This window comes from Kribbella sp. NPDC055071 (assembly GCF_053608045.1).
Genome location: NZ_JBSGUS010000043.1, coordinates 1 through 26,565 on the forward strand (window position 1 = coordinate 1; position 26,565 = coordinate 26,565).

26 protein-coding genes are annotated in these 26,565 nt (G+C 67.8%); 16 read left to right on the plus strand and 10 right to left on the minus strand.

Annotated features, from left to right (window positions below):
- Positions 1–175: 175 nt before the first annotated feature.
- From ACWF4Z_RS36995 to ACWF4Z_RS37005, 3 genes are read left to right on the plus strand one after another with little or no spacing between them, the layout of a single operon-like run.
- Positions 176–1,747, plus strand: coding sequence for an FAD-binding oxidoreductase (locus tag ACWF4Z_RS36995; protein ID WP_452247896.1), 1,572 nt, complete (start codon positions 176–178; stop codon positions 1,745–1,747).
- Positions 1,748–1,770: 23 nt separating this feature from the next.
- Entirely contained in the window at positions 1,771–2,490 is a 720-nt protein-coding gene (locus ACWF4Z_RS37000; protein WP_452247897.1) for an SDR family NAD(P)-dependent oxidoreductase, read from the plus strand.
- Entirely contained in the window at positions 2,487–3,521 is a 1,035-nt protein-coding gene (locus tag ACWF4Z_RS37005; RefSeq protein ID WP_452247898.1) for an S-adenosylmethionine:tRNA ribosyltransferase-isomerase, read from the plus strand. The genes ACWF4Z_RS37000 and ACWF4Z_RS37005 overlap by 4 nt, the downstream gene beginning before the upstream one ends.
- Before the next feature lie 49 nt (positions 3,522–3,570).
- Here ACWF4Z_RS37005 and ACWF4Z_RS37010 read toward each other — a convergent pair whose 3' ends face one another.
- A complete protein-coding gene (locus ACWF4Z_RS37010; protein WP_452247899.1) occupies positions 3,571–3,786 on the minus strand; it encodes a hypothetical protein in 216 nt (71 codons plus the stop codon).
- A 129-nt stretch (positions 3,787–3,915) separates the two neighbouring features.
- Complete coding sequence (locus ACWF4Z_RS37015) at positions 3,916–4,518, minus strand: TetR/AcrR family transcriptional regulator (protein ID WP_452247900.1); 603 nt, start codon at positions 4,516–4,518, stop codon at positions 3,916–3,918.
- A 45-nt stretch (positions 4,519–4,563) separates the two neighbouring features.
- On the opposite strand from ACWF4Z_RS37015, the gene ACWF4Z_RS37020 reads away from it, so the two are divergent.
- Positions 4,564–4,977 carry a PPOX class F420-dependent oxidoreductase gene (locus tag ACWF4Z_RS37020; protein ID WP_452247901.1) on the plus strand — a complete coding sequence of 138 codons (414 nt, stop codon included), beginning with the start codon at positions 4,564–4,566 and terminating at the stop codon, positions 4,975–4,977.
- 25 nt (positions 4,978–5,002) lie between these two features.
- Here the strand turns inward: ACWF4Z_RS37020 and ACWF4Z_RS37025 are convergent, their stop codons facing one another.
- Together ACWF4Z_RS37025 and ACWF4Z_RS37030 are read right to left on the minus strand one after the other, a co-directional pair.
- The gene (locus ACWF4Z_RS37025) at positions 5,003–5,752 is read right to left on the minus strand and encodes a rhomboid family intramembrane serine protease (RefSeq protein ID WP_452247902.1); all 750 of its coding nucleotides are present in this window, start codon (positions 5,750–5,752) and stop codon (positions 5,003–5,005) included.
- Positions 5,753–5,841: 89 nt separating this feature from the next.
- Complete coding sequence (locus tag ACWF4Z_RS37030) at positions 5,842–6,384, minus strand: peptidylprolyl isomerase (protein WP_452247903.1); 543 nt, start codon at positions 6,382–6,384, stop codon at positions 5,842–5,844.
- Positions 6,385–6,855: 471 nt separating this feature from the next.
- Here ACWF4Z_RS37030 and ACWF4Z_RS37035 point away from each other — a divergent pair, with 471 nt between their 5' ends.
- The gene (locus ACWF4Z_RS37035; protein WP_452247904.1) at positions 6,856–7,671 is read left to right on the plus strand and encodes a hypothetical protein; all 816 of its coding nucleotides are present in this window, start codon (positions 6,856–6,858) and stop codon (positions 7,669–7,671) included.
- 108 nt (positions 7,672–7,779) lie between these two features.
- Here the strand turns inward: ACWF4Z_RS37035 and ACWF4Z_RS37040 are convergent, their stop codons facing one another.
- Positions 7,780–8,103, minus strand: coding sequence for a hypothetical protein (locus tag ACWF4Z_RS37040; RefSeq protein ID WP_452247905.1), 324 nt, complete (start codon positions 8,101–8,103; stop codon positions 7,780–7,782).
- Positions 8,104–8,269: 166 nt separating this feature from the next.
- Positions 8,270–8,743, minus strand: a complete 474-nt coding sequence (locus ACWF4Z_RS37045; protein WP_452247906.1) for a methylated-DNA--[protein]-cysteine S-methyltransferase — start codon at positions 8,741–8,743, stop codon at positions 8,270–8,272.
- A gap of 123 nt (positions 8,744–8,866) precedes the next feature.
- Between ACWF4Z_RS37045 and ACWF4Z_RS37050 the strand changes: the two genes are divergently transcribed.
- The 4 genes from ACWF4Z_RS37050 (at position 8,867) to ACWF4Z_RS37065 (ending at position 14,536) form a co-directional block, all read left to right on the plus strand.
- Positions 8,867–9,604, plus strand: a complete 738-nt coding sequence (locus ACWF4Z_RS37050; RefSeq protein ID WP_452247907.1) for a DUF4328 domain-containing protein — start codon at positions 8,867–8,869, stop codon at positions 9,602–9,604.
- Between the two features lie 205 nt (positions 9,605–9,809).
- Entirely contained in the window at positions 9,810–12,032 is a 2,223-nt protein-coding gene (locus ACWF4Z_RS37055; RefSeq protein ID WP_452247908.1) for a DUF4328 domain-containing protein, read from the plus strand.
- A 7-nt stretch (positions 12,033–12,039) separates the two neighbouring features.
- The gene (locus tag ACWF4Z_RS37060; protein ID WP_452247909.1) at positions 12,040–12,819 is read left to right on the plus strand and encodes a sugar phosphate isomerase/epimerase family protein; all 780 of its coding nucleotides are present in this window, start codon (positions 12,040–12,042) and stop codon (positions 12,817–12,819) included.
- A 67-nt stretch (positions 12,820–12,886) separates the two neighbouring features.
- The gene (locus ACWF4Z_RS37065) at positions 12,887–14,536 is read left to right on the plus strand and encodes a M14 family zinc carboxypeptidase (protein WP_452247910.1); all 1,650 of its coding nucleotides are present in this window, start codon (positions 12,887–12,889) and stop codon (positions 14,534–14,536) included.
- Here ACWF4Z_RS37065 and ACWF4Z_RS37070 read toward each other — a convergent pair.
- Positions 14,533–15,534 carry a LacI family DNA-binding transcriptional regulator gene (locus tag ACWF4Z_RS37070; RefSeq protein WP_452247911.1) on the minus strand — a complete coding sequence of 334 codons (1,002 nt, stop codon included), beginning with the start codon at positions 15,532–15,534 and terminating at the stop codon, positions 14,533–14,535. The two genes, ACWF4Z_RS37065 and ACWF4Z_RS37070, sit on opposite strands and share 4 nt — an antisense overlap.
- A 293-nt stretch (positions 15,535–15,827) precedes the next feature.
- Here ACWF4Z_RS37070 and arfA point away from each other — a divergent pair, with 293 nt between their 5' ends.
- From arfA to ACWF4Z_RS37090, 4 genes are read left to right on the plus strand one after another with little or no spacing between them, the layout of a single operon-like run.
- Positions 15,828–17,312: an arabinosylfuranosidase ArfA gene (arfA, locus tag ACWF4Z_RS37075; protein ID WP_452247912.1), complete on the plus strand. Its 1,485-nt coding sequence runs from the start codon at positions 15,828–15,830 to the stop codon at positions 17,310–17,312.
- A 12-nt stretch (positions 17,313–17,324) separates the two neighbouring features.
- Entirely contained in the window at positions 17,325–19,538 is a 2,214-nt protein-coding gene (locus ACWF4Z_RS37080) for a family 43 glycosylhydrolase (RefSeq protein ID WP_452247913.1), read from the plus strand.
- Entirely contained in the window at positions 19,539–20,444 is a 906-nt protein-coding gene (locus ACWF4Z_RS37085; RefSeq protein WP_452247914.1) for a glycoside hydrolase family 43 protein, read from the plus strand.
- A gap of 51 nt (positions 20,445–20,495) precedes the next feature.
- A complete protein-coding gene (locus tag ACWF4Z_RS37090; RefSeq protein ID WP_452247915.1) occupies positions 20,496–21,398 on the plus strand; it encodes a hypothetical protein in 903 nt (300 codons plus the stop codon).
- Positions 21,399–21,429: 31 nt separating this feature from the next.
- Here ACWF4Z_RS37090 and pdxR read toward each other — a convergent pair whose 3' ends face one another.
- Entirely contained in the window at positions 21,430–22,803 is a 1,374-nt protein-coding gene (pdxR, locus tag ACWF4Z_RS37095) for a MocR-like pyridoxine biosynthesis transcription factor PdxR (RefSeq protein WP_452247916.1), read from the minus strand.
- 68 nt (positions 22,804–22,871) lie between these two features.
- On the opposite strand from pdxR, the gene ACWF4Z_RS37100 reads away from it, so the two are divergent.
- Positions 22,872–23,546, plus strand: a complete 675-nt coding sequence (locus ACWF4Z_RS37100) for a pyridoxamine 5'-phosphate oxidase family protein (RefSeq protein ID WP_452247917.1) — start codon at positions 22,872–22,874, stop codon at positions 23,544–23,546.
- On the opposite strand, the gene ACWF4Z_RS37105 is transcribed toward ACWF4Z_RS37100, so the two are convergent.
- The gene (locus ACWF4Z_RS37105) at positions 23,543–24,067 is read right to left on the minus strand and encodes an EXLDI protein (RefSeq protein ID WP_452247918.1); all 525 of its coding nucleotides are present in this window, start codon (positions 24,065–24,067) and stop codon (positions 23,543–23,545) included. The two genes, ACWF4Z_RS37100 and ACWF4Z_RS37105, sit on opposite strands and share 4 nt — an antisense overlap.
- A gap of 284 nt (positions 24,068–24,351) precedes the next feature.
- Complete coding sequence (locus tag ACWF4Z_RS37110; RefSeq protein WP_452247919.1) at positions 24,352–24,612, minus strand: cell division protein CrgA; 261 nt, start codon at positions 24,610–24,612, stop codon at positions 24,352–24,354.
- Positions 24,613–24,859: 247 nt separating this feature from the next.
- Here ACWF4Z_RS37110 and ACWF4Z_RS37115 point away from each other — a divergent pair, with 247 nt between their 5' ends.
- A complete protein-coding gene (locus ACWF4Z_RS37115) occupies positions 24,860–25,486 on the plus strand; it encodes a DUF881 domain-containing protein (RefSeq protein WP_452247920.1) in 627 nt (208 codons plus the stop codon).
- A 17-nt stretch (positions 25,487–25,503) separates the two neighbouring features.
- Positions 25,504–26,136, plus strand: a complete 633-nt coding sequence (locus tag ACWF4Z_RS37120) for an aminodeoxychorismate/anthranilate synthase component II (protein ID WP_452247921.1) — start codon at positions 25,504–25,506, stop codon at positions 26,134–26,136.
- The last annotated feature ends 429 nt before the right edge of the window (positions 26,137–26,565 follow it).

Genomic DNA, 26,565 nt, shown 5'->3' on the forward strand with positions numbered 1-26,565 from the left:
CTCCCGCCCTCTCACCCTCAATTTTGTCGTCTTGTGGGGCTTTTTTCCTTTCACCCACTTTGTTTATTTTTTTTGCCCCGCGTGGCCCCCCCGGCCGGGGGGGGGGTGGGGCGCCCGCGGGGGGCACCCCCCCCCCACGGACGCTACCCCCCGATCCACCGAAAGGCAGCCCACGATGATCGAATCGGACCTTCCGGTGGTGCAACTCACGCCCGGACGCTGGGGCGACCCTGCCCATTCGGTCGCCCTGCCCACCGCAGCCATCGAGGCTCTCAAGCACCTGGGCGTACGCCGGAACTCCAGCAATCCCGTGGATCCGCCGGCCACCGATCGGCCGGGGCTGACTGCTGAGCAGGTGGCGGCGTTGGCCGACCTCGTCGGTGTCGACCACGTGGCGACCGACCTGGACGCGCGCTGGGCGCATACTCGCGGCTACTCGACCCCGGATCTCCTGCGGCACCGTGCCGGCGACACCTCGGACATGCCGGATGCGGTGGTCTATCCGGCATCGCACGACGAGGTGCTCGCGCTCCTGACCTCCGCGGCCGAGCACGGCCTGGCGATCGTGCCGTACTCCGGCGGTACCTCAGTGGTCGGCGGCCTGGCGCCCGACCGTCGCTTCATCACCGTCGATCTCCGCCGCCTCGACCAACTGACCGAGCTGGACGAGGTCTCCCGGACCGCGACCCTGCAGGCCGGCGTCCGTGGCCCAGCCGCCGAAGCGCTCCTCGCCGAACGCGGCTACACCCTCGGTCACTTCCCGCAGTCCTACGAAGGTGCGTCCATCGGCGGGCACGCCGCCGCCCGGTCCAGCGGCCAATCGTCCGCCGGCTACGGACGCTTCGATCAGATGGTGGTCGGACTGACCCTCGCAACTCCCCGCGGGACGATCGAGCTCGGTCGAGCTCCGATGTCCGCAGCTGGTCCCGACCTACGGCAGCTCGTGCTGGGGTCCGAGGGCGCATTCGGCATCATCACGTCCGTCGTCGTACGCATCCGGCCGCGCCCGACCGAGCGTCACTTCGAAGGCTGGCGGTTCGAGAGTTTCGACGCCGGCCTGACCGCGATCCGTCGACTCGCGCAGGACGGACCGTTGCCGACCGTGCTGCGGCTGTCCGACGAAGCCGAGACCGCGGTGAACCTGGCCGACCCGGATGTCCTCGGCGGTGGCTCAGGCGGCGTACTGGCGATCATCGGCTTCGACGGGCCGTACAACCAGGCGACGGCCGCCGTACTCGCAGACGCAGGCGGTCAGAACCTCGGCGAGGGTCCCGGCGAGCTATGGCGAGTCGGCCGCTACAGAGCGCCGTACCTGCGCGATCCGTTGCTCGACGAGGGCGCACTGGTCGAAACACTAGAGACAGCGACGTTCTGGTCCCGCGTCCCCGGACTGAAGACCGCCGTCACCGAAGCGCTCGTCAAAAACCTCAGCGCCCAAGGTACGCCGCCTTTGGTGCTCTGCCACGTGTCACACGTCTACGAAACCGGCGCATCCCTGTACTTCACTGTGATCTCGGCCCAGACCGACGATCCGGTCGGCCAATGGCAGCAGGCGAAACTCGCGGCCAACCAGGCGATCGCGGCGTCCGGCGCGACGATCTCCCATCACCACGGCGTCGGCACCGACCACCGCGACGCCTACGCGGCCGAGCTCGGGCCCCTCGTCATCGAAGCCCTCCAGGCCGTGAAGCAGGTCCTCGACCCCGATGGCGTGATGAATCCCGGGATTCTCTTGACCTCAAGCTGACTTGAAGTATGACAGTCGGGGGCATGACTCCTGAACCTTCCGATCGTCCTGTTGCTCTCGTCACCGGTGCGTCCGCGGGCCTCGGGCTCGCGTTGGCGCACGGACTGGCCGACCGCGGCTGGGCGTTGGTGATCGACGCCCGGGGTGCCGAAGCGCTCAAGGCCGCGGCCGATGCGCTGGCCACCCACACCGACGTGGTCCCGCTCGCTGGTGACGTCACCGACGCCGACCACCGCGCCGACCTCGTCAACGCGGTCGCCGGCTTCGGTCGGCTCGATCTGCTCGTCAACAACGCCAGCTACCTCGGCCCGAGTCCGTTGCAGGCCTTGGCTACGGCAGATCCGGACGAACTCCGGCGCGTGTACGAGGTCAACGTCCACGCGCCGCTAGCTCTGACCCAGGCACTACTACCGTCTCTGACTGCATCGTCCGGTGTGCTGCTCAACATCAGCTCCGACGCAGCAGTGGAGGCCTATGAGACCTGGGGCGGCTATGGCTCGGCCAAGGCCGCACTGGATCACGCATCGCGAGTCCTGGCGGCCGAGCATCCCGCTCTGGCTGTGTACGCGGTCGATCCGGGCGATCTGCGGACGGCGATGCACCAGGCCGCCTTCCCTGGTGAGGACATCTCGGACCGGCCCGAGCCGGCGACCGTCGTACCGGCGTTCCTGCAACTCCTGGACAGCCGGCCGACGAGTGGTCGATACCGGGCGGCGGAGTTCGCGCCGGCGGTGACCTCGTGACTCTGCAGCCACACACCAGATTCGTCCTGCCCGATGCACTGAACGCCACCAAACCACCGGAGGCCCGAGGGATCGCACGGGACCACGTGAAGCTGCTGGTCGCGGAGGGGTCGGCCGTCACGCACACCCGGTTCGACCGCATCGGTGAGCACCTGTGGCCTGGCGATCTCCTGCTGGTGAACACATCCGCCACACTGGCAGCGGCTGTGGACGGGTCGTGGATCACCGGGTCCGGTGTGGCCCCGGTCGTCGTGCACTTCTCGACCTCACTCGATGACGGCACCTGGGTGGTCGAGTTGCGCACCGCCGGTGGTCCGATGTTGGACGGTACGGCGGGCGACCGGGTCGAACTGCCGGAGGGTGTGCTGACGTTGCTGGCGCCGTACCAGCCGGAGTCCAATCGACTGTGGATCGCCAAGCCGCCCGTGGTCGACGTACCCGGCTATCTGGAGCGGAACGGGCGTCCGATCACCTACCAGTACGTCGATGAGCGCTGGCCGCTTGCGTCGTACCAGACTGTGTTCGCACGCGAGCCTGGTAGTGCTGAGATGCCCAGTGCGGCAAGGCCGTTCAGCTTCGAGCTCGTGAGTCACCTGGCGTCACAGGGCGTCTTGATCGCGCCGATCCTGTTGCACTGTGGGGTGTCGTCGCTCGAGAGTCACGAACCACCTCTGCCCGAGCGGCACGACGTACCCGCCCATACGGCCCGTTTGGTCAACTGGGTCAAGGCAAACGGCGGACGTGTCATTGCCGCGGGCACCACAGCGGTCCGAGCGATCGAGTCGGCGGCCATACCGGATGGCACAGTTACCGCATCACTCGGCTGGACCGACCTGGTCCTAGGTCCGGACCGTCCGGTCCACGTTGTCGACGGGCTGATCACCGGACTGCACGCGCCGGAGGCCTCGCATCTACTCCTGCTGGAGTCGGTGGTCGGTGGGGACGCTGTGCAGTGCGTGTACGACGAAGCTCTGCGCCATGACTATCTGTGGCACGAGTTCGGCGACAGCTGCCTCCTGCTCCGAAGCTGACGGGGGGAAGCCGGCAGGAGGGCAGCTGTTGCTGGGGTGAAGCTCGGTCTTAGCTCGCCTCCGCCATCTTGCCCGGCTGGCGGCCTGCCTTGACCTTGGTGATTTTGGCGACCTTGGCAGGCTTGCGGCCGGACTTCACCGGTCGGAGGAGATGGGCGGCTGCTTCGAGAACGGCGACCACCGTCGGTGTCTCGACTGCAGCGGCCGGAACGTACCGGCCTTCGTTACCGGGTCGAGCTCGCTTGTCCACTGCGCGTGGGCTCATGCGGATGTCCTTACCAGTCAGGTCCCCCGTCGGGACGACACTTGATTCAACGAGCGGGTGGGGGCCACCGACATGGTCCGACATCGAACCGAGCGCAAATTGTGGGCTAGGCCGTTAGGTCCGAGACCCTCAGCCGGCGTGTCCGTGCAGAAAGGTGTGGACGCCGGTGGTGACGGCTTCGGTGATTTCGGAGGAGGTCATCGGTCCGCCGCGGTAGGACGGGTTGCTACCGGAGACGAGAAGGGAGAAATGCAGGGCGGCACGCATCGGGTCGTCGACACGGAGGAGGCCGGACGCGGCAAAGGCGGCGAGGCGGTCGGCGAGGGCTCGACGGACCGCGAGCGGACCGGCTTCCTGCCAGGCGTCGATAGCGGGCTGGGGGATGTGGCCCGCTTCGGCGTTGACCTGGCGGACGAGCGCGGAGTGCTCGGCGTAGTCGGGCATCGGCGTACGCCAGGCAATTCCGAAAGCGATCAGGTCCGCTTCGAGGTCGGTGATCGTGGTCAGGTGCTCCTCGATGAGCGCGAGCTGCGCGGTCGCGACGCAGGTCGCGCTGTGCTGGATGACTGCCTGGAACAACCCGGCCTTGTCGCCGAAGTGGTTGTAGAGCGTCCGCGTCGACACCCCGGCCTCGGCCGCGATCACGTCGACGCTGGCCCGTGCGTACCCGTCCCGTGCGAAGACTGTCAGCGCGCCGGCCAGGACATGGTCGCGCTTCCCCGGTCGCGGCATGGTCCCTCCTGGAATAATTACAACGACCGTTGTACTTTACCAGGCATGGCTTTCACCGAGGAAGAACTCGCGTACCTGAAGTCCCAGCCGCTGGCCCGACTCGCAACGGTCGGCCCCGATGGACAGCCCGACGTGGTGCCGATCGGCTTCGAGTACGACGGCACCTATCTGTACGTCGGCGGCGCGGCCGAGCCGGGCAAGACCCGCAAGATCCGGAACGTCGAAGCCGGCCACCAGCAGGTCGCTCTTGTCATCGACGACCTCGTCTCCACCAACCCCTGGTCACCGCGCTTCCTCCGCATCTACGGCACCGCCGAGGTCGTAACCCGCGAAGGCCGCTTCGGCGAAGGCCCGTACCTCCGCATCACCCCCACCACCAGTTGGAGCTGGCACCTCGACGGGCGTGCGCTCGACCACAACCAGCCAGACGCAGGGCCCCGCCGAACCACGCACAATTAGCTGGTCGTAGTCGGCTATCTGGGCGTCAGCGTTTTTCGCGGGGGCGGGAGGTGCGTTGATGGTTGCTGATCTGCAGGAAGATCCAGGCCACGGCTGCGCCGGTGATGAAACCGCCGAGGTGTCCTTGCCAGGAGATGTCGGGGACCACGAACGAGAGGACCGCGGTCACGGCGACGTACGCGAGGATCCAAGTGATGTCGAGGCCGCGGGCTCGGCTGATGACCAGCAGGGCGCCGACCAGGCCCAGGACGGCGCCGGACGCGCCCAGGGTCGCGGAGCCTGGGGCTGCGAGGAGCCAGACCGCGACGCTGCCGCCCAGCGCGGACAGCAGGTAGAGAGTCAAGAACCTGAGGCGGCCGAGCATCTGCTCCAGGATCGGGCCGAGCTGGTAGAGCATGAACAGGTTCGAGAAAATGTGGAAGATCTGCAGGTGCAGGAAGGCGGACGTGATCAGCCGCCACGGCTCGGACTCCACCAGCACCGGGACGAGCACCAGGTCGTTGGCGACGGCGGCGCTGCCGGCGCGGGCCGCGATGAAGACCAGGATGTTGATCGCCAGCAGGCCGATCGTGACGAACTGCTGGTTGCCGCGCTGGACACCGCCGAGAGACGTCCGCGTCCGCGGAACCGACTTCACGCCCTCGGCGAAGCAGCTCGGGCACTGGAAGCCGACGGCGGCGCTGTTCATACAGGCCGGGCAGATCGGCCGGTCACAGCGCTGGCAGCGCACTCCGGCGGGCCGATCCGGGTGCCGGTAGCAGACGGTCTCGGTCACGGCGGGTGCGTCCTCCCCTAACGGTGGCCCTGGTGGTGGCCCTCACGATGAAGCGGCGGGGCCGAGCCTGCTCGGCCCCGCGGGAAACGTCAGACGGTCTTGCGCTCGATCGTGACGTTGTTGATCACGATCGGCTCGATCGGACGGTCGCCCGGCGCGGTCTTCGCGGTCGCGATCGCGTCGACGACCTTCCGCGACTCGTCGTCGGCGACCTCACCGAAGATCGTGTGCTTGCGGTTCAGGTGCGGCGTCGGTACGACGGTCACGAAGAACTGCGAGCCGTTCGTGCCCTTGCCGAACTGGATGCCGGCGTTCGCCATCGCGAGCAGGTACGGGCGGTCGAACTGCAGCTCCGGGTGGATCTCGTCGTCGAACGAGTAGCCCGGCGAACCGGTGCCGGTGCCGAGCGGGCAGCCGCCCTGGATCATGAAGCCGTCGATCACCCGGTGGAAGGTGAGGCCGTCGTAGAACGGCTTGGTGCTGGCCGCGCCGGTCTGCGGGTCGGTCCACTCCTTGGTGCCCTCAGCCAGACCGACGAAGTTGCTCACCGTCTTCGGCGCGTGGTCGGGGAACAGCCGGATGACGACATCCCCCTTCGTCGTCTGCAGGGTCGCGTACAGCTCTTCGGCCACGGGAGTCACTCCTAGTCGGAAAATACGTTCTTACCCCACGATCCTGTCATGTCGCTCAAAGGCGACGTGAATCGACGGGCGAAAAGAGAAGAGAGAACCCGCCCTCCGCTGCGCTCCGGGCGGGAGGAGCGGTGCGGGCGTGAATCGACGGGCGAAAAGAGAAAAGAGAACCCGCCCTCCGCTGCGCTCCGGGCGGGAGGAGCGGTGAGGGCGTGAATCGACGGGGTGCGCCGGCGCCTGGGCGGGAAGGGGTGGCGTGATCTGCGGGGCGCCGTCGGCTCCCTTCTGGGGGAAGGAAGGTTGTGGCTGGGTTGCACGTGTGGGCATGGGGTGGTGGGGGCACAGGGGAATCGGCTGGTGACGTCGTACGATGCAGACGAGACCGGATTTGTCCAGAGCCGTATCAGACAGCCCATGTCGCCGATGGGCGGAGCGCCGTCCGTCGGTACGGGCGGCACCGAGGAGGGAACCGTGGGTTTGAGGAAGTCCAAGGGCCGGGTCGAGACCGCGAAGGACCGGGTCCGGCCATTTGCCGAATCGGCGTCGGAGCGGATCGGACCGGCCGTCGGCCAGGTACGCGATCATCTCGGCCCGGCTGTCGGGACCGCACGGGAGAAGGTGTCGCCGTACGCCGAGAAGGCCGTCGAGCGTGGTGCGCACTTCGCCCACCAGGCGGTGGAGAAGGCCGGACCGGTGATCGACGAAGCACTGGCGAAGGTCGGACCGGCCACCGAGCAGGCGGCCGAGAAGGCGCGCGAGCGTTTCAACGACGACGTGCTGCCGAAGGTGACCGCCGCGCTGGCGTCGCTCGCGGCCGCCGCCGAGCCGGTGGTCGAGGAGACCTCACGCCGGGGCAAGGCCACCAAGGCCGCGCTCAAGGGTGAGATCGACGTACCGAAGAAGACGCACCGGCTGCGCAACGTCGTGCTGTTCCTGGGCTTCGGCGCGCTCGCCGCGGCGGCCGTGAAGAAGCTCCTGACCCCGCCGGAGCCGGCCTGGCAGTCGACCCCGACCAGCGGCCGCGACTACAGCTCCGCCCCGGCCGGTACGACGACGCGCCCGGAGACCGGCACGGCGTCGGCCAACGGGAAGACCGACACCCCGAAGCCGGACACGGCACCGAAGACCGAAGAGCCGAAGGCCGACGCGCCCAAGGCCGCGACGGACACCAAGGACGCCGCCGCGAAGAACGGCGAGACGAGCGCCACGTCCAACAGCACCGCGAAGAAGACCAGCGCTCCCCGGAAGCCGACCGGCTCCAGCGAGTCCAAGCCGACCGATTCCTGACACCACCGCACGGCACCACCAGCACACAAACACAGCAACACCACCGCAACGGCGAAGGCCGCGATCCCCATCGGGGTCGCGGCCTTCGTTTGCCTAAGAACGCGAGCCTCAGTTCGGCTGAGGCTCAACCCCGGTCTCGGTCTCGCCGGCCGCGATCGTGTAGCGCCCGGCCGACAGGAGTTGGGTGGCGTAGCGGTGGGTGATGCACGGATAGGTGCCGCCGCAGTTCTGGCAGACCGCGTTGTTGCGGTGCAACCACGGCAGAACGCCGAAGCGCTTGATCCAGGTCATCGGCTCACGGTCCGGTGCGTGCAGCCGCAGTGCCGTCCGGGCCGCGTCCTGGATCTCGGGAGCGGACCAGTCCTCGGCGCTCTTGTCCATCAGCGCGCTCAGGTCGGGGTGGAGGTGGGCAGTGGAACGAGCTTTGATCATCTATGCACGTCTTCCAGGGCAGGATGGAGGCACACGAATGAATCGCCCGCTTCAAGCGTGACGATCCGATCGCTGTTAGCAACGGTAGTCCTCCGGTAACCCCACGCGCGCGCTGATACGCGCGATCCCGGTGTCAGATCTTCGTCAGGTTTCGCAGCGTGGTCGGTCAGGACCACAGGGTCTCGAGCGAGATGCGCGCCTCGAGCTCGAGCAGATGCCGCTTGGTCGGGATGCCGCCACCGAAGCCGACCATCTTCCCGCCGGCGCCGACGACCCGGTGACAGGGCACGACGATCGGCAGCGGGTTGCGGTTGCAGGCGACACCGACGGCCCGGGCGGCGCCCGCGTCCCCGACGATCTTCGCGATCTCGCCGTACGTCTGCATCTCGCCGTACGGAATGCGCTTCATCTGGTCCCAGACCGCGTGCTCGAAGTCGGACCCACTGGGGACCGACAGCGGCAACGTGAACTCCGTCAGCTCGCCGGCGAAGTAGGCCTCGAGTTGCTCGGCGGCCTCGGTCAGCAGCGGATCACTCTCGATCGGCCGGTCGGATCCGCCGAAGTGCACCCGGCACAACCCGATGTCGTCGACCGCCAGACCCAGGTCGCCGATGGGTGAATCGATCACAGACCAGCGCATACCAGCATCCTCACCCCGACCACCGACAATTTCTCGCGACGGCGTTGCATTGGATGGGCGCCACGGACACCCGACGACGGTTTGTCCTCGCCCGGTCACGCGGTGTTGTGCTATTCCTGATCCATGCCGAGCCGGGCGCCGCAGCCGCCACTGGACCGTTGGTTCAGTTCCGAGCGGGCAATGGGCCTGGCCGCGTCGATCCTGATCGTGGTCGTCACTCTCACCACCTGGGCCACAGTCTGGTCGGACTGGTACTCGTACCAAATACTGCGACGGTACGCCGATGACCCCGACCAACTGGCCGAGGCGGACCTCATCTCGGGCTCGCTCGGCATCGTCTCCGCGCTCGCCCTGCTGGCCGCCGCCGCGGTGTTCATCATCTGGCTCTGGCGGGTCCGGTGGAACGCCGAGATGTTCTGTCGCGGCCAGCACCGATTCACCCGCGGGTGGGTGCTCGGCTGCTGGCTCGTCCCGGTGGTGAACCTCTGGTACCCCAAGCAGGTCGTCGACGACATCGTCGCGGCCAGCGACCCGCAGACCGACCCGCAGACCGAGAGTCTGCGCGACGTCCCGGGCACGCCGCTGGTGTGGGCCTGGTGGCTGACCTGGGTGGTCGGGCTCGTCACCGGCAACGTCGTCCAGCGCGGCGTGCTCGGCTCCGCGACGCAGGTCGGTGATCTGCGGACGAACGTCGTACTGTCCGGCATCTCGGCGTTGGCAACCTCGGCCGCAGCGGTCCTGGCGGTCGTCCTGATCGAGCGGATCGGAGAGCTGCAGATCAATCGCGCGTGGGTGCCGTGGTGGGCGCTTCCGCAGGCACAGAATCAGGCACCTCGCGGCTACCAACCTCCTGCGCGGTAAACCACCCCGTCACGCACCGTCCGCTGGGTCGTTACCAGTGGTGATGGGCGTACGAAAAGAACACGTTAAGTCGACACCCTCCGTGCTGGGGCCGACTCCCCTGGCGTATCTACTTCGTGGTATCAATGTGGCTCGGTCATGCGGGGGCAGAAAAAGACCGAGACGCCGAACAGACGGAGTTCCAGCAACGCGAGGGACGCGAGACGTGAGCCACCCGCAGCCAGCAGTTCTGTCTGCTGTCGAAGACCATGACGAAGACTGGCAACCGCACGCAGCTGAGGAGTTTCAGCAGGTCGGCACGGTCGGCAAGATCGCCATCGGCCTGCTGGGCGCGTCGACCGTCACGCACCTGCTCTCCACCTGGTCCGACTGGAACACGTACTCCGTCGTCCACCGCTACCTCGGCGGGATGCCGAACGTCGACGACGCGGACCTGAACCGCGCCGACGCGATCGCCAAGGTCACCGCGATCCCGAACGTCGTCATCTCGGTCGCCGCCGCGGTCGTCTTCGTGATCTGGCTCTGGCGCGCCCGGGTCAACTCCGAGGTCTTCTGCCAGGCCGATCACCGCCGCAGCCATGGCTGGGTGCTGGCGAGCTGGTTCTGCCCCGGCCCGAACCTCTGGTATCCGAAACAGATCGTCGACGACGTCTGGCTCGCCAGCGATCCGAAGACTCCCGTCTACACCGATGACCTGCGCCGGTTCAGGACGCCACCCCTCACCTCCGTGTGGTGGGTCGCCTGGGTCGGCGCTCTCGCGTTCGACGTGGTGGTCCGCCGGCTGCTGATGTGGATGGAGGCGACCGTCGGGTCGCTGCGCGGCATCGCGCTGGCAGGTACGGCGTCACTCGTTCTGACCGCCATCTCCGCGGTTGCCGCCACGATGGTGATCCGCAGGATCAATCAGATGCAGACCACCCGTGAGTGGATGCCGTGGTGGGACCAGCGCGAGCCGAAGCTCACCGCGGTCCCGACCTACGCGAACGACGACACCGACGAGCAGCCCGCGATCGCCGAGCCGATCGCCGCGTCCGTCCCCGCACCGACCCGGCGCCTGGAGCGCCAGCCCGAGTACCAGATGTCCGGCGCTCCGGCCCCGGCTCCGAACAACCCGTTCGCTCCCGTGCCGCCGCAAGGTTTCCCGGGCGACGGTGCCGCCGCAGCACCGGCCGCGTTCGCTGGTGGCCTTCCCCCGGCACCGGCCGCACCGGCCGCGTTCACGGGCGAGAGCCCGGTGGAAGAGCCGCCGAAGTGGAGCCCGTTCGCGCCGGTCGTGTCGAGCTGGCAAGAGGACGCCGGCCCGGCCACCGAGCAGTTCAGCCCGATCGAGTCCTGGCGGGACGAGACGTCCGCCCAGGTGACACCGGCCGAGGAGACGGCGTACGAGGCTCCGAAGATGTCCTGGAACGACTACCTGGGCTCCGACACCTCCACGACCGGCGACGTGCTGTCGACCAACACGTCGAGCCGTTGGCTGGACGAGGCCGCGCCGCTGACCGTCGTACCGCCGGACCCGTACTCGTACCACCCGCCGTCGCACGTCGAGACGGAGACACCGGCCGCCTCGACCGAGCCGTCGTGGACGTCCAGCTACTCCGAGCCCTACTCGTACGAGACGCCGGACTACCTGACCTCAGCGACGTCCGTGTCGGAGGCAGCTCCCGCACCCGAGCCTGAGCCCGCGCCCGTTGCGCGCGCAGGCCGCCGGGCCGCTCGGGTCGCGGTGGACAGTCCGTCGGCGATCCAGCCGACGGTCGACGACCACACATCGACGGAGTACGGCGGCTACTCGGAGCACACGGTCTACGGACCGACCGAGCACTCGATGCCGTCGTCGCACGTGTCGGCCTCGTCCGGGTACTACGAGCCCGCACCGGCGCCCGCGCAGCAGGACGACTACCTGACCCCGTCGAAGCCGCTGCCGAGTGTCCCGTCGTACGGTCCGGAGCCGTCGTACCAGCCCGAGAGCTACACCACGCCGGACTACAGCAGCTCGTCGTACGGCGACTCCAGCTACCAGGCCCCTTCGTCGTACGAGTCGCCGTCGGACTACCAGTCGCCGTACAGCTCGGAGTACCCGGGCAGCAGCTACGAGCCGACCGACTACACCAGCTACAACTCGGACTACTCCAGCCCGAGCACGAGCAGCTACGAGTCGACGTCGTACGACTCCCACAGCAGCTCGCAGTACAGCGGCGGCTCGAGCGAGTCCTACGACTCCTACACTCCGCCGACCTACACGGCCGACGACTACACGTCGCAGTACACGCCGCCGGCCGAGCACCAACCTGAGCCACACCAAGATCGGCCACACCAAGACGGGCAGCAGCCGGCCGAGTACCACGAGGACTCGCAGTACTCCTACGAGGAGCCCGCGCCGGAGCACCCGTCCACCCCGCGCACCCACCCGCGCCGACGTTGGGTCTGATCGCTTCATGCAGCTTGCCTTCGCCACGCTCGGTTGTCCCGGAGCGCCCCTGGACCACGTCCTGGAGCTTGCCAAGGGCAACGAAATCTCCGGACTCGAACTGCGCGCCGCGCCGGACGAGTTCACCAACACCGAGCTGACCAAGGCCGAACGGCGGGAACTGCGGTCCCGGGTCGAGGACGCCGGCGTCGAGATCCTCTCGGTCAGCAGCTACGTGAAGGTCTGTGCGGTCGAGGAACAGCCGCTCGAAGCCCACCTCGAGCTCGCCGCCGACCTCGGCGCCCGCGGCGTCCGGGTCTTCGCCGGAGACGACCCCGCCGCACCGGACGCCGGTACGCCGGACGCACCGACCGCCGGTGAGATCCGCGCCCTGGACCGGATCACGACCGCGTCGCGGGAAGTCCCCATCCTGCTGGAGACGCACGATTCGCACTCCACCGGCCGCCAGGTCGCCGCGTTCTGCGCGCTGCTCGACAGCGACGTCCCCGGCCACAACGTCAAAGTGATCTGGGACAGCTCGCACACGTGGTCGCACGGCGAGACGCTGACCGAGGCGTTCAACCTGCTGAAGCCGTGGATCGAGTTCGTCCAGGTCAAGGACGCGGACTCGCACCAGGACTATCGCCCGGTCGCGATCGGGGCCGGCGACTTCCCGATCCAGGACCTGCTGGCGACCCTGGAAGGTGCCGACTACCCGCTCTCGCTCGAGTGGGAGCTCAAGTGGCACCCGACCCTCCCTCCGCTCGAGGAGGCGCTGCCCGCGCTCCACGCCTGGCTGGATCGCTAGCGCCGCAGGTCCCACTACCTCTAACCTTCAGTGACGAGTTGCGACGACTCAACTACTGGAGGTCATCGTGTTCCGCCCCAACCGATGGACCCGCCTCATCCCGCTGGCACTGGCTGCGGTCATCACCGCCGCCGCTGTCGGTCAGGTGCAGGCCACCCCACCCCCGGACCGGAAGGTCGCGGCCGCGCAGGCCGGCGAGCTGATCCAGCTGCTGCGGATCAACACGCCGACGCAGGCCGACCGCAAGCGCCTGGCCGGCCTCGATCTGGATCTGGCCGAGTCGGCCGGACCCACCTACACCGATGTTGTTGCCTACGGCAATAATGATCGCCGGCTGTTGCAGCTGGCCGGCTTCACCTGGTCGACCCTCGAGGACGACCTGGTCGGTGCCGACCGGGATCGCGAGCAGGCCGACGCTGCCTATGCCGCCGCCGTCCGCAACAAGACGGTCGCAGCCACCTTGCCCAGTGGGCGGACGGCGTACCGGCAGCTGGCCGACTACGACAGCGATCTGGCGAGTCTGGCGCAGCAGTATCCGACCAAGACGAAGTTGTTCACGCTGCCGGAGAAGTCGCTCGAAGGCCGGACGATCCGCGGCCTGGAGATCACCCACAACGCCGCCGTCAGCGACGGCAAGCCGGTGTTCCTGATGCTCGGTCTGCATCACGCGCGCGAGTGGCCGTCCGGTGAGCTGACGATGGAGTTCGCCTACGACCTGCTGAAGAACGACGGCACCGACACGCGGATCACGAACATCCTGGAGAAGTCGAGGGTGATCGTCGTACCGGTGGTGAACCCGGACGGCTTCAACCTGAGTCGCACGCTGGGCTACGAGATGAAGCGGAAGAACTGCCGGGTCACGAACGGGCAGATCCCCAGTGCCGGGCAGTGTGCACTCTCGTCGTACCAGTCGCGCGGCGTCGACCTGAACCGGAACTACTCCGGCTTCTGGGGTGGGCCTGGCGCGTCGAGCAGTCTGACCTCGGAGACGTACCGCGGGCCGAGCGCGTTCAGCGAGCCCGAGTCACGCAACATCCAGGCGCTGATCTCGCAGCACCAGGTGACCACGATGATCACCAACCACACCTACTCGAACCTGGTCCTTCGCGAGCCCGGGTACGCCGGTGCGCCGATCACGCCGGACGAGACGATCTACAAGGCCCTCGGCGACCAGATGGCCGCGCAGAACGGGTACACGAGTCAGTACAGCTACCAGCTCTACGACACCACCGGTGTGACCGAGGACTGGTCGTACTACGCGACCGGCGGGCTCGGGTTCACCTTCGAGCACGGGACGAGCAGCTTCCACCCGACCTTCGCGACCGTGGTGAACATGTACTACGGGACCGGCAGTACGGCGGGTAAGGGCAACCGCGCGGCGTACCTGCTCGCGGCCGAGTCAACGATCAACCCGGCCCGGCACTCCATCATCACGGGGACCGGCCCGGCCGGCGCCGTACTGCGCTTGAAGAAGTCCTTCACCACCAAGACCTGGAACGGGACGCAGTTGCCCGACACCCTCGAGTCCACGATGACCATCCCGTCCGGCGGGACGTACACATGGCACACCAACCCGTCCACCCGCCCGAACGTCGTCCAGCAAGGCGGCACGGAGTCGTGGACACTGACGTGTGAGCGTCCGGCCGGTCAGGTCCAGGAGACCCGCCCGATCACGGTCGCTCGTGGTGCGAGCGTGACCGCGAACCTGACCTGCTAACCAGCGGTCGATTCACGGATCTTCAACGTGTAGGGGACGGTGAGGTCGCGGCGTGCGGTCTCGCCGTCCCCGGCGATGCGCTCGAGCAGCAGGCTGACCGCGTGCTCGGCCAGCCACTCCTTGTCCGGCGAGATCGTGGTCAGCGAGGGCGCGTGGAAACGGCCGTCCTCGATGTCGTCGAAGCCCACGACCGCGACATCGTTCGGCACGGACAGTCCGGCATCGGCCAGCGTCCGCAACGCGCCGAGGGCAAGCAGATCGTTGAAGCAGAACACGGCGTCCGGCGGCTCGGGCAGTGCGAGCAGCTCCCGCATCGAGGCCGCGCCGTCGGGGCGGTGATAGCCCGTGCCCGCGAGCTCGAGCGCCGGATCGTGCGGGATCCCGGCCGCCTTCAAGGCCTTCCGATAACCCTTCCGCCGGACCGCGCCCGTGCCCGCGGCACCGCCGACACCGATCGCGGCGATGCGCCGCCGGCCCATCTCGATCAGATGCGTGGTTGCGTCGTACGCCGCTTGCACCGAGTCGACCGCGACGTGGTCGAAGGTGCCGCCGGCCGCCCGTTCGCCCAGCAGGACGAGTGGTTTCGCGGAGGCGGCGGCGCTGAGCTTGGCCGGCGCGGTGGTGATCGGGGAGAAGATGATGCCGTCGATCAGCTGTCCGCGCATACCGTCCAGGACGACCTTCTCGGCGTTCGCCTCGCCCTCGGTCTGGTCGATCAGCACAGTGATCCCGCGGCGCTTGGCGGCCCGGCTGATCACCGCACCGAGCTCGGCGAAATACGGCGAGGCCATCTCCGGGATCGCCAGCGCGATGAAGTCGGAGCGGCCCTTGCGCAACGAGCGCGCACTCAGGTTCGGCTTGTAATCCAGGGCGGCGATGGCGGCCACGACCTTGGCCCGGGTGTGCGCGGTGATGTGCGGATAGTCGTTGATGACGTTGGAGACCGTCTTCACCGACACGCCCGCGCGCGCCGCCACATCGCTCAGCCTGGTCGCCATCCAAACCTCCACTCACCGACCCGTCGCCCGAGTGTGCCACGAGCCCACCCCGCCCCTCACCTCTCCACTCACCCCAACGCCGCCCGCCCCTCCCGACCATCTCACGGGATCTCCCATGAGATGGTCCGTTCTCCCCTCAAAATCCCATGGGAGAACCGGCAACTTCGTGGGAGAACCCATGAGATGGTCGGGAGGGGAGATGGGGTGGGCTCGGGACGGGTGAGCTCTTTACAGGGCATTTCAATCGTTGTAGAACTCCACGGTAAACGTTGTAAAGACTTCTGGGAGGGCCTGTGGCTCGGCTTGTCGTTGATCCTGCGTTCGTGGTCGGTGCGTTGGACCGGCGCGTGTTCGGCTCGTTCGTCGAGCACATGGGCCGGTGCGTCTACACCGGTATCTACGAACCGGAGCACGCGACGGCCGATCCGGACGGCTTCCGCCAGGACGTGCTCGACCTGGTCCGCGAGCTCGGTGTCACCGCGATCCGCTACCCCGGTGGGAACTTCGTCTCCAACTACGCCTGGGAAGACGGCGTCGGGCCCAAGGACCAGCGGCCGCGCCGGCTCGACCTGGCGTGGCGGGCGATCGAGCCCAACCAGTTCGGCACCGACGAGTTCGTCGCCTGGTCCCGTAAGGCCGAGGTCGAGCCGATCTGGGCCGTCAACCTGGGCACCCGCGGTATCAAGGAAGCCGTCGAGCTCCTCGAGTACTGCAACCTCCCCGCCGGCACCGAGCTGTCCGACCGTCGCGCCGCCAACGGCAGCCCCGAGCCGCACGGCGTCACAATCTGGTGCCTGGGCAACGAAATGGACGGCCCGTGGCAGATCGGCCACAAGACGGCCGAAGAGTACGCGCGCCTCGCCGAGGAGACCGCGAACGCGATGCGCAGGGTCGAGCCCGGCCTCGAGCTCGTCGCCTGTGGGTCCAGCAACGTGAGCATGCCGACGTTCGGCGAATGGGAGCGCGTCGTCCTGGAACGCACCTACGACCTCGTCGATCACATCAGCCTGCACGCGTACTACGAACCGCACGACGGCGATCAGGCCAGCTTCCTCGCCGCGTCCGAGGAGATGGACCGGATGATCTCCCAGGTGGTCGCGACCGCCGACCACGTGAAGGCGCTGAAGCGCAGCGACAAGGAGATCACGCTCTCGTTCGACGAGTGGAACGTCTGGTACCAGCAGCACTTCCCCGGCGAACTCGGGCTCGACATCCGCGAGGTCGGACCGCTGATCGAGGACAACTACACCGTCGACGCCGCGGTCGTGGTCGGCAGCCTGTTGATCACCCTGCTGCGACACGCGGACCGGGTGAAGATCGCTTGCCTCGCGCAACTGGTCAACGTGATCGCCCCGATCCGGACCGAGCCCGGCGGCCGCGCCTGGCGGCAGACCATTTTCCACCCCTTCGCCCTCACCGCCCGGTACGCCGGTCCGACCGTCCTGCAGACCGCGGTCACCGGCGGGCCGGAGATCGACACCGCCGCGTTCGGCCGGATCCAGGCGCTCTGGAGCACAGCGACGTACGACGAAAGCACCGGCGAGACCGCGATCTTCGTGGTGAACCGGAGCGAGACCGACAAGATCGACCTGGAGCTCCCGCTCGGCCTCCGGCTGATCGAACACCTGGCCCTGTACGACGACGACCGTACGGCCATGAACACCGCCGACGATCCGGATCGGGTGGTTCCGCGCCGGGTCGACAGCACCGAGGTCGTCGGCGGCACCTGCATCGCCACCCTGCCGCCTGCCTCCTGGCATGTGATCCGCCTGAACTGAAGGGACCCGCCTGTGCCTTCCCAACGATTCCTCGCCGCAGCCCTGGCTGTGGTCGCGGTCGTGGCCGGTACGTCGGCCGCCACCGCAGCACCCGCGCCCAGCGTCACTACTACGAACCCGGTCAGCTCCGGCTTCGCCGACTCGTTCGCCGATCCGTCGATCATTCAGGGCCGTGACGGCTACTGGTATGCGTACGCCACCTCGGATCCCCTGGTGGCGAACGGCCCGTTCGGCCTGATGCACATGGCCCGCACCAAGGACTTCAGCTCCTGGGAGTATCTGGGCACGGTCTTCACCGACCAGACCAAGCCGGCCTGGGCCGCGCCCGGATCGTTCTTCTGGGCGCCTGACATCCGCTACTTCGGCGGCCGGTACGTCATGTACTTCACCGTCACCGACACGCTGGCCAACCCCGGTGGCGATCCCGCGATCGGTGTGGCCACCGCGCCGACACCCGCCGGACCCTGGACCGCTGGTGACGGTCCGGTCGTCGCACCGCGGCCGGACGGCGCAGGCGGGTACTACGGCACGATCGACCCGGCCCTCCTCACCGCCGCCGACGGCAAGCGGTACCTGTACTACGGCGGCTTCTACGGCGGCATCTCCGTCACCGAGCTGAGCGCCGACGGCATGCACGCAGTCGGCACGCCTACCCAGGTGACGGTCGGAGACCGGTACGAGGGTTCGTACGTCGTCTACCGCGACGGCTGGTACTACCTGATGGGCTCGTCGATGAACTGCTGCGCCGGCCCGACCACCGGCTACTCGGTCTTCGCCGGCCGATCCCGCTCACCGCGTGGACCGTTCCTGGACCAGGCCGGCGCGTCGCTGAACGAGTCCCGCGTCGGCGGTACGACGGTCATCACGCAGAACGGCAACAAGTGGATCGGGCCGGGCCACCACGCGTTCATCACCGACGCGGCCGGGCAGGACCACATCGTCTACCACGCGATCGACCGCGGAACGCCGTGGCTGACGGACCCGTTCGGGATCAACCGGCGGCCGATGCTGATCGACAAGATCGACTGGATCGACGGCTGGCCGCGCACCAACGCCGGCGCGGGCCCGTCCGAGGGCCCGGTCCCTGCACCGGTCACCGGCTCGGGTCTCGGCATCGACTCCACGGATCCTGCCGGTGGACTGCTGCTTGCGAGTCGTCGGCCGGGTGACGCGCTCGGTGGTCCGACAGCTGCGATCGCAGGGGTTGCGCAGACTCGCAACGCTGCTCCCGGTGGGTCGCTGCGGGTCGAGGCCGACGTACGACTCGGGTCGTCGTTCACGACCGTGCTGGGGAACAGCCAGGTGGTTGCGACGGTTGCCAACGGCAGGCTGACGCTGGTGGCCGGTCGTCGTACGACGTCGGTCGCGCTGCCTGCGGACGTCGATCGGGCGCAGTGGAACAAGCTGTCCGTGCAGGCGGACGGGTCGTCCGTGACAGCACGCCTCAACGACGCAGGCTTGGGAGACGTCTACGCGGAGGCGCAGCTGCCTGGTCTCAAGCTGAGCTCGGCGCCGGTGCGGTGGCTGGGATCGGCCGAGCTCGACAACCTGACCGTGCGGCCGGTGGCGAAGCCGGTGACGCGGATGGCCGACGTACCGCAGACCGGGAAGCTGTTGACCGGTGACGACTTCAGCGGTCCGCTGGGCGCCGACTGGTCCTGGGTGCGGCCGGACGACAAGGCCGTGGTTGCTGATGGCAACTTGTCGTGGCCGCTGGAGAACGCGGATCTGGTCGGAACCGGCAACAACGCGGGGCTGCTGTTCCACACCACACCGGCCGGGAAGAGCTGGATCGCCGAGACCAAGCTGCACCTCGACACCGGCGAAGGCGACGTTCGCAACTATCAGCAGGCCGGGATGGTCGCGTACGTGAACGACAACGACTTCGCGCGCCTTGGCAACGTGTCGATCTGGAAGACGCGGCAGACCGAGTACGGGCGGGAGTTGGTGGCACGGCCGTCCGACGGCGCGACGAGTTACGGCGCGGCCGCGATCGGACGTTCGGCGCCGACGTTGTGGATGCGGCTCGCGTACCACCAGAACGCCGCGGGTGAGCACGTCTATCGCGCTGGGACCTCGGTCGACGGCAAGAACTGGACCTGGGGCGCGTCGTGGGTGCTTCCCAGCGCGGCGAAGATCGGGCTGTACGCACACGGCGAGTTCACCGGTGCGAATCCGCCGCCGGTCGCGACGTTCGACTATCTGCGCTTCTACGAGAGCAAGTAGGTGTTCACCAATCCGGTCTACGACGGCAGCTTCGCCGACCCGCAGATCATTGCAGTAGGCAACGAGTTCTACGCCTTCGCAACCAACGGCCCGCTCGGTAACGTGCAGACCCTGCGATCGACGGATCTCGTGTCCTGGCAGGCGATCGGCGATGCGCTGCCGTCGTTACCGGATTGGACCGCACCCGGGAAGGTGTGGGCGCCCGAGGTGTCCGTGCATGCCGCGGACCGGTACGTCATGTACTACACGACCCGCGATCTCGCGTCCGGCCATCAGTGCGTCGGCGTCGCGGTCGCGTCCACCCCGCAAGGTCCATATGTCGACAAATCTCCTCAACCGCTCATCAGCCAGGTGGCCGAGGGCGGGTCGATCGACGCGTCGCCGTTCCGCGACTCGACCGGCAAACGCTGGCTGTACTGGAAGAACGACGGCAACGCGATCGGCGTTGACACGTGGATCTACGGCTCCGCCCTCTCCGCCGACGGACTCGAGCTCATCGGCATAACGCACCGGTTGATCAAGCAGGACCTCGAGTGGGAAGGCAACCTGGTCGAGGCGCCGTACATGCTGGAACGGGATGGCAGGTTCCACCTGTTCTACTCCGCCAACGCCTTCGGCACTGCGGCGTACGCCGTTGGCCACGCGCTCTGCGAATCACCGACCGGGCCGTGCGTGAAGTCCGGTGACCCGATCCTGACGTCCTCTCCAGATGCCGCCGGCCCGGGCCACAACACGGTCCTCGGTGACTGGTTCGTCTATCACGCCTGGGACCCGGCCCAGGTCGGCACCGACCCGAAGGGTCGCACGATGTGGCTCTCGCACCTGGCCTGGGACGGCGACACTCCCGTCGTCCAGCCGCCGCTCGCCGTCAACCCCGAGCTGCCGCGGACCGGTCGTAACCTTTGAGCGTCCGCTCGCATCGACGTAGGTGAAGGCAACCACAGTCGAGGAGTGAACGTGAAGCGACGGACGGTTCTCGGGGCACTGGCAACCACGGCCCTGCTGGGCGCGGCAGCAGTTGCCACCCCGAGCTATGCAACCAGCACGACAACAACCGCGGCGTGCACCGTGCACGCGGGTTCGGTGACTGCGACCGGAGCGCAGGCATCGTTCGACGTCACCGCGACCAAACCACCGAGCAAGGGTTCGGTCGGTAGCGAGCCAGGCATCTTCCCGGCCGGGAAGGTGCGCTTGAGTTCCACCTTCTTCTTGGTGCCGAACATCTCCGGCGTCGACGTGACGGGATGGGTGGTCGAGGGCGACGGGCTGTACGTCCGCTCCTACAACTCGGCCGAGGGTGAGAGCAGCGGTGGCCGGATCGGCGGCGGCTGGACGAAGTTCACCGCGCTCGAGGTCGCTGAGTACATCGCTCCCTCGCTCAAGGGGCCCTACCACCAGTACGCGTACGGCCTGCGTTCGGACGGCACGTTGTTCCGCTGGAACCTGCTGAAGGGCTGGAGGACGACCCCGACCTCCGCAACCGGGTTCTCCTCGGTCAAGACGATGACCCTGATCAGCAAGACGGCGACCTACGACACGTTCCTGGCGACGACCAAGGGCGGCGCGCTCTACACCATCCGCATCCCGGTCACGGCGCCGATGAAGCCGATCGTCAAGAAGGTCCGGGTCAGCGGCTGGGCGTCGTTCGACGCGTTCGTACCGGCCAAGTGCGGCAAGAACGGCACGTTGCTGCTCGGCATCGACAAGGAGACCAAGACCGGCACCCTGTTCGCGGTCGGTCACGCGAACGGCGCGGCGACGGTGATCCAGAACCTCGGCAAGGTGACCGGCACCTTCCCCGACGCGGTGCACTTCCGCTGGGGCGCAGACCCTGACGTCGACCAGCTGCTCGGTGAGTAGGTCCCCTTCCGAAGACGTCCCGCCGCTTCCTTCAGTGGCGGGACGTTCGGTCGAGTACGCCGGCCAGCAGCGTGAGTGCCTTGTGCAGATCCGGGGTCGACGGAGTCGCGTAGCCGATCAGGAGACCGGGCGGGCCGGGGATCGAGCGGCGGTACTCCGACAGCGGAGCCACCACGACTCCCGCGGCACGAGCCTCCGCGGCGACGACGCGGTCATCGACTCCGTCGGGTAGCAGGAGCGTGATGTGCAGGCCGGCTTCCTGACCGACGAGTTGGCCGTACGGCGCCAGTACGGTGCAGGTGTGGACCCGGCGCTCGGCGTACAACCGGCGTCCGCGCCGGACGGCCTGATCCAGGTAGCCGTCGCGGAGCATCGCCAGCAGCGCGGCCTGCATCGGCCAGCCCGGCCAGTCGCCGGACTCTGCGCGGAAGTCGGCGAGGCATTCGACCATCTGCTCGGACGCGACCAGCCAGCCGAGGCGCAGCGCCGGGCTGAGGGTCTTCGAGAGCGTGCCGAGGTGGACCACCCGATCCAGGTCGAGCTGGGCCAAGGCGGGCAGCGGGGCGACGTCGTACCGGAACTCGCTGTCGTAGTCGTCCTCGATCAGCAGTGCGTCGGACCGTCGAGCCCACCGGATCAGTTCGTTGCGTCGGGCAACGGGTAGCCGCCCGCCCAGCGGGTACTGGTGCGACGGCGTGACGTAGACGGCTGGGACGTCCGTGAGGGCCGACACCTGCAGGCCGTCCTCGTCCACCGGGATGTCGACGATCTCGAGGCCGTGGTGGTGTGCGGCGGCGACCGCGTTGAGGTAGCCGGGGTCCTCGATCGCGATCCGGTCTCCTGGCCGGCGGGTGACCGAGAGCAGCAGCCGTAGGCCGTGGACGGTCCCGTTGGTGACGAGGACGTTCTCGGGTCCACCGGCGATCCCACGGACCCGGCCGACGTGGTCGGCGAGCGCAGCGCGGAGCGCGGGCAGGCCGGCGGGGTCGTCGTACCCGCGTGGTGGTGACTGGGTGGACACCTCGCGCCACGCGCGTCGCCAGCCAGGGTCCGGCGTCGGTGCGATGTACGGGATGCCTGGGCGCAGCGTGAGCAGGTGGTCGTCGGGTGCGGGCTTGGCCGGCGTGTTTCGCCGTACGACGGGCTGCAGGGGTACGACGTCCGTCACGAACGTGCCGGCGCCGGTGCGGCCCTCGATCCAGCCTTCGGCGTGCAGTTGGTCGTACGCCGCCTGCGTGACGGACCGGGAGACGGACAGCTCACGCGCGAGGTCGCGCGTGGAGGCCAGCCGATGACCGGCCTGCAGACGCCCGTCCAGGACCGCGGCGCGGAACTGCTCGGCCAACTGCAGATGCAACGCCAGACCGGCAGTGCGGTCGATTGTGAGCGGAAGCGAAGTCTCCACGAATGGACTACTCGATTCGTTCGGCATTGGACCGTGCCAGCATGCCACTACCGCTCCAGCCTGGTTACATGACCACAACACCGCTCCAGCCGACTGCCCGGACCTCGCTGCGCCGTTCGAAGGAACGCGCGGGGACCGATCGCCAGCAGCTGTACGACGTTCTCCTGGATGGGATGTTCTGCCACCTGGGTGTGGTGGTGGACGGTGCGCCGCTTGTGCTGCCGACGGCGTACGGGGTTGATCTGGATGGGGATGGGACGCTCTATCTGCACGGCTCGGTCGCGGCGCGCAGCGTAGTCGCGGCGCCACAGCAGACCGTGTGTGTCACCGTCACTCACGCCGACGGGCTGGTGCTGGCCAGGTCGGCGTTCCATCACTCGGTGAACTACCGGTCGGCCGTGGTCTTCGGCGTACCGGAGCTGTTGACGGAACCAGAGGCGAAGCTGCACGCACTCAACCGCATCGTCGACCACCTCGTACCCGGCCGCTCGTCCGCGACCCGCCCGCCGAGTCGCAAGGAGCTCGCGAAGACGTCCGTACTGGCGTTGTCCTTGACGGAAGCGTCCGTGAAGACGCGGTCGGGACCCGCCAACGACGAAGCGGAAGACCTCGACCTGCCCTACTGGACCGGCGTGATCCCGCTGCAGGTCGTCGCCGGCGAACCGGAGAACAACCCCGACTGCGACCTCCTGGTCCCCGCCCACATCCGCGCCCGCGCCAACCGGCTGAACGCGCCGTCCTAGATGTCGAGGTCCTCGACCGGAGGGTGGCCGGCGGCTTCCTCGACGAGCTCGTAGAGGTCATCGGGGATCAGCGCGCGCAGCTCCTCGACCGTGTCGACCACGTCGAGGGTCGCCTCGCCCTGGGCCATGCTCCAGGACTGGTCGCTGCTCCAGTTGCCGACCCAGGAGCGCCAGCCGGTCAGGTACCTCTCGTCGTCGGCGCCGACGCTGTACATGCTGCTGCGGTCGGCGTGCAGCACGAACTTGCCGGTCCGACTCCGGTAGACCTTGAAGGCCTCGTAGCCGTTGGCTTTGGATCGGCCGCCCTCGGCGAGCAGTACGCCGGAGAACCGCTGCTTGCGGCCGGCTCCGCGGCCGACCTTGACGGTGATCTCGTCGAACCCCTGGAGCCGCCCCTCCTCGAGCTCGACATACCTCCGCAGTGCGATCGAGATCGCCGACGACAGGTTCCCGGCGATCTCCTGTGCCTTCTTGTACAGCGGCAGATCGTCGTCGGACACGTAGATCGTCTTGTTCGGCATGGGGCTTCCTCCTGCCCAGAACTCTACGCAGGGAACGGGCAAAAGTCTACATATAGCTCTACGTAGAAGTGCAGTCCGGGTGTGTGCACAGCTGCCCGCGGGGCTCGTGAACGGTGTGGAAACTGGCGTGATCAAACCTGAGTTATCCACAGATTGTGGCGAGTTTTGGGCGCGATCAGTGGAGAAGTAAGGGCTGGGCTGGGGATAACTTCCGCGAAACGGTGTGCACAGTTGGGGATACGGGTGTGGATAACTCCACCGCTGTCATTCCCCGGTCGGCTGCGTCAGACCCACTGGGTGGAGACGACGAAGCCGACGGCGATCAGGCCCATGCCGATCAGCAGGTTCCAGTTGCCGAGGTCCTTCATCACCGGGACGTCCTGGCCGGCGACGTAGAAGACGACCAGCCAGGCGAGCCCGATCAGCCAGCAGGCCAGCATCAGCGGCGCCACCCAGGCGCGGCTGGAGGTGCGCGGCTTCTTCGGCGTCTTCTCCGCCTTGACCTTCTCGGTCTTCTTCTTGTTGCGACTGCTCGACTCGGGCACGACTGAACTCCTTGTAAGGACGGACGCATAAGCTGACCGCGAAGGACCTGTACGGGTCCGGTCCCGGGTTAGCGTAGTGCAGACTGCAATGTAAGGATCACGGGTGCGTAGGTTCAGGCGGATTTCACTCTGGCGGGCGGGAGCGCCGCTGGCCCTGTTGTGCGCCGGCCTGCTGTTCGCGACCAGTGCCACCAATGCTCGGGGGACAGATCTACGTCCCAGCCGGAACACTACGCTCGCGGGGCTGGTGGAGGAACAGAGTCGCCGCAGTGCCGCTCTGGTCCGGCAGCACGCGGCCCTGACCCAGGACATCGAGCAGCTGCAGGCGCAGCAGGGTTCGATCGATCCGACGCTGGCCAAGCAGCTCAAGGATCTGTCCGACGAGGTCGGGACGACGCCGGTCACCGGGCCTGGCCTGACGGTCACGCTGAAGGACGCGCCGTCGGAGGTCGTGAAGGAGAACCCGGATGTCGACGCCGACTGGCTGGTGATCCACCAGCAGGACATCCAGGCCGTGGTGAACGCGCTCTGGGCCGGCGGTGCGGACGCGATCTCCATCCAGAACCACCGGGTCATCTCCACGACCGGGATCAAGTGCGTCGGCAACTCCGTCGTACTACATGGCGTTCCGTATCTTCCGCCGTACACGATCACCGCGATCGGCGACCGGCGGAAGCTGCAGCAGGCGCTGGACGACTCGCAGTACATCGAGAACCTGCAGGACTACGTGGTGAAGTTCCAGCTCGGCTACGAGGTGAAGAACGAGTCCTCGATCTCGATGCCGGCCTACGAGGGCACTCTGGACCTGCAGAGCGCCACGGTCCCCGGTTACCCGCGCACGCCTTCGGCCAGCCCGACGGTCAGTTCGCGATAGCTGTCACAATGGGCCGCATGCCGCGGATCCTTGTCGTCGACAACTACGACTCCTTCGTCTACAACCTCGTGCAGTACCTGCAGCAACTGCAGGCCGACACCACCGTGCTGCGCAACGACGAGGTCACCCCTGACGACGTCTCGGCGTACGACGGTGTCCTGCTCTCGCCCGGCCCCGGTACGCCGGAAGAGGCCGGCGCGTGCGTGGACATCGTGCGGGAGAAGGGCAGCGAGGTGCCGATCTTCGGCGTCTGCCTCGGCCTACAGGCCATCGGTGTCGCGTACGGCGGAGTCGTCGGGCGCGCGGACGAGTTGCTGCACGGGAAGACCAGCCAGGTGTTCCACGAGGGTGCTGGAGTGCTCGCCGGACTCCCGTCGCCGTTCACCGCGACCCGCTACCACTCGCTCGCGATCGAGCCGGACAGCATGCCGGACGAGCTCCAGGTGACAGCCCGCACCGAGGCCGGCGTGATCATGGCGGCCCGCCACCGCGACCTCCCGGTCGAAGGCGTCCAGTTCCACCCCGAATCAGTCCTCACCGAAGGCGGCCACCGCATGCTGGCCAACTGGCTGACCATCTGCGGCGACCCCGACGCAGTAGCCCGCTCAGCCGGCCTAGCCCCCGTAGTCAGCAAAGAACCCGTCAGCTGAACCTCCAGCAGTAGGCGGATCTCGCTACCCGGACAAAGCCGACCACATCACGAGACCCGGCCCGCCCGGGATGTCGAGTCGTGGATCCGGGTCAGGAATCGACGGCGAATTTCGCCGATATCCACGACTCGATATCCCGGCCCGAACCACTAGCCACGACTCGATGCGCCCGACCACGGCCGCCGCCGTCTTTCCGGAACTTTCTGGTCGCTATCCGCAGTTTTACTTCCGGAAAGACCCAGCCGGCCCTCACCACGGTCCGCCCCCGTGATCACACCCACCCCGCACGGACCCCGTGCGTCAGCCTCACCACGGTCCACTCCCTTGATCACATCCCGCGCGTGCGACCACTCGGGTGAGCGGCTCCGGAATAGCTGCGATCCTTCCCTGGTCGCGGTGGTGTGGGTCAAGGGTCGAAGATCGCGCAGC

Coding starts and splice junctions, on each gene's coding strand:
- ACWF4Z_RS37015 (WP_452247900.1), bottom strand. CDS start 4,518: ATGCCGCGACCGGGGAAGCGCGACCATGTCCTGGCCGGCGCGCTGACA.
- ACWF4Z_RS37020 (WP_452247901.1), top strand. CDS start 4,564: ATGGCTTTCACCGAGGAAGAACTCGCGTACCTGAAGTCCCAGCCGCTG.
- ACWF4Z_RS37045 (WP_452247906.1), bottom strand. CDS start 8,743: ATGCGCTGGTCTGTGATCGATTCACCCATCGGCGACCTGGGTCTGGCG.
- ACWF4Z_RS37000 (WP_452247897.1), top strand. CDS start 1,771: ATGACTCCTGAACCTTCCGATCGTCCTGTTGCTCTCGTCACCGGTGCG.
- ACWF4Z_RS37060 (WP_452247909.1), top strand. CDS start 12,040: ATGCAGCTTGCCTTCGCCACGCTCGGTTGTCCCGGAGCGCCCCTGGAC.
- ACWF4Z_RS37070 (WP_452247911.1), bottom strand. CDS start 15,534: ATGGCGACCAGGCTGAGCGATGTGGCGGCGCGCGCGGGCGTGTCGGTG.
- ACWF4Z_RS37120 (WP_452247921.1), top strand. CDS start 25,504: ATGCCGCGGATCCTTGTCGTCGACAACTACGACTCCTTCGTCTACAAC.
- ACWF4Z_RS37040 (WP_452247905.1), bottom strand. CDS start 8,103: ATGATCAAAGCTCGTTCCACTGCCCACCTCCACCCCGACCTGAGCGCG.
- ACWF4Z_RS37010 (WP_452247899.1), bottom strand. CDS start 3,786: ATGAGCCCACGCGCAGTGGACAAGCGAGCTCGACCCGGTAACGAAGGC.
- ACWF4Z_RS37100 (WP_452247917.1), top strand. CDS start 22,872: ATGACCACAACACCGCTCCAGCCGACTGCCCGGACCTCGCTGCGCCGT.
- ACWF4Z_RS37105 (WP_452247918.1), bottom strand. CDS start 24,067: ATGCCGAACAAGACGATCTACGTGTCCGACGACGATCTGCCGCTGTAC.
- ACWF4Z_RS37050 (WP_452247907.1), top strand. CDS start 8,867: ATGCCGAGCCGGGCGCCGCAGCCGCCACTGGACCGTTGGTTCAGTTCC.
- ACWF4Z_RS36995 (WP_452247896.1), top strand. CDS start 176: ATGATCGAATCGGACCTTCCGGTGGTGCAACTCACGCCCGGACGCTGG.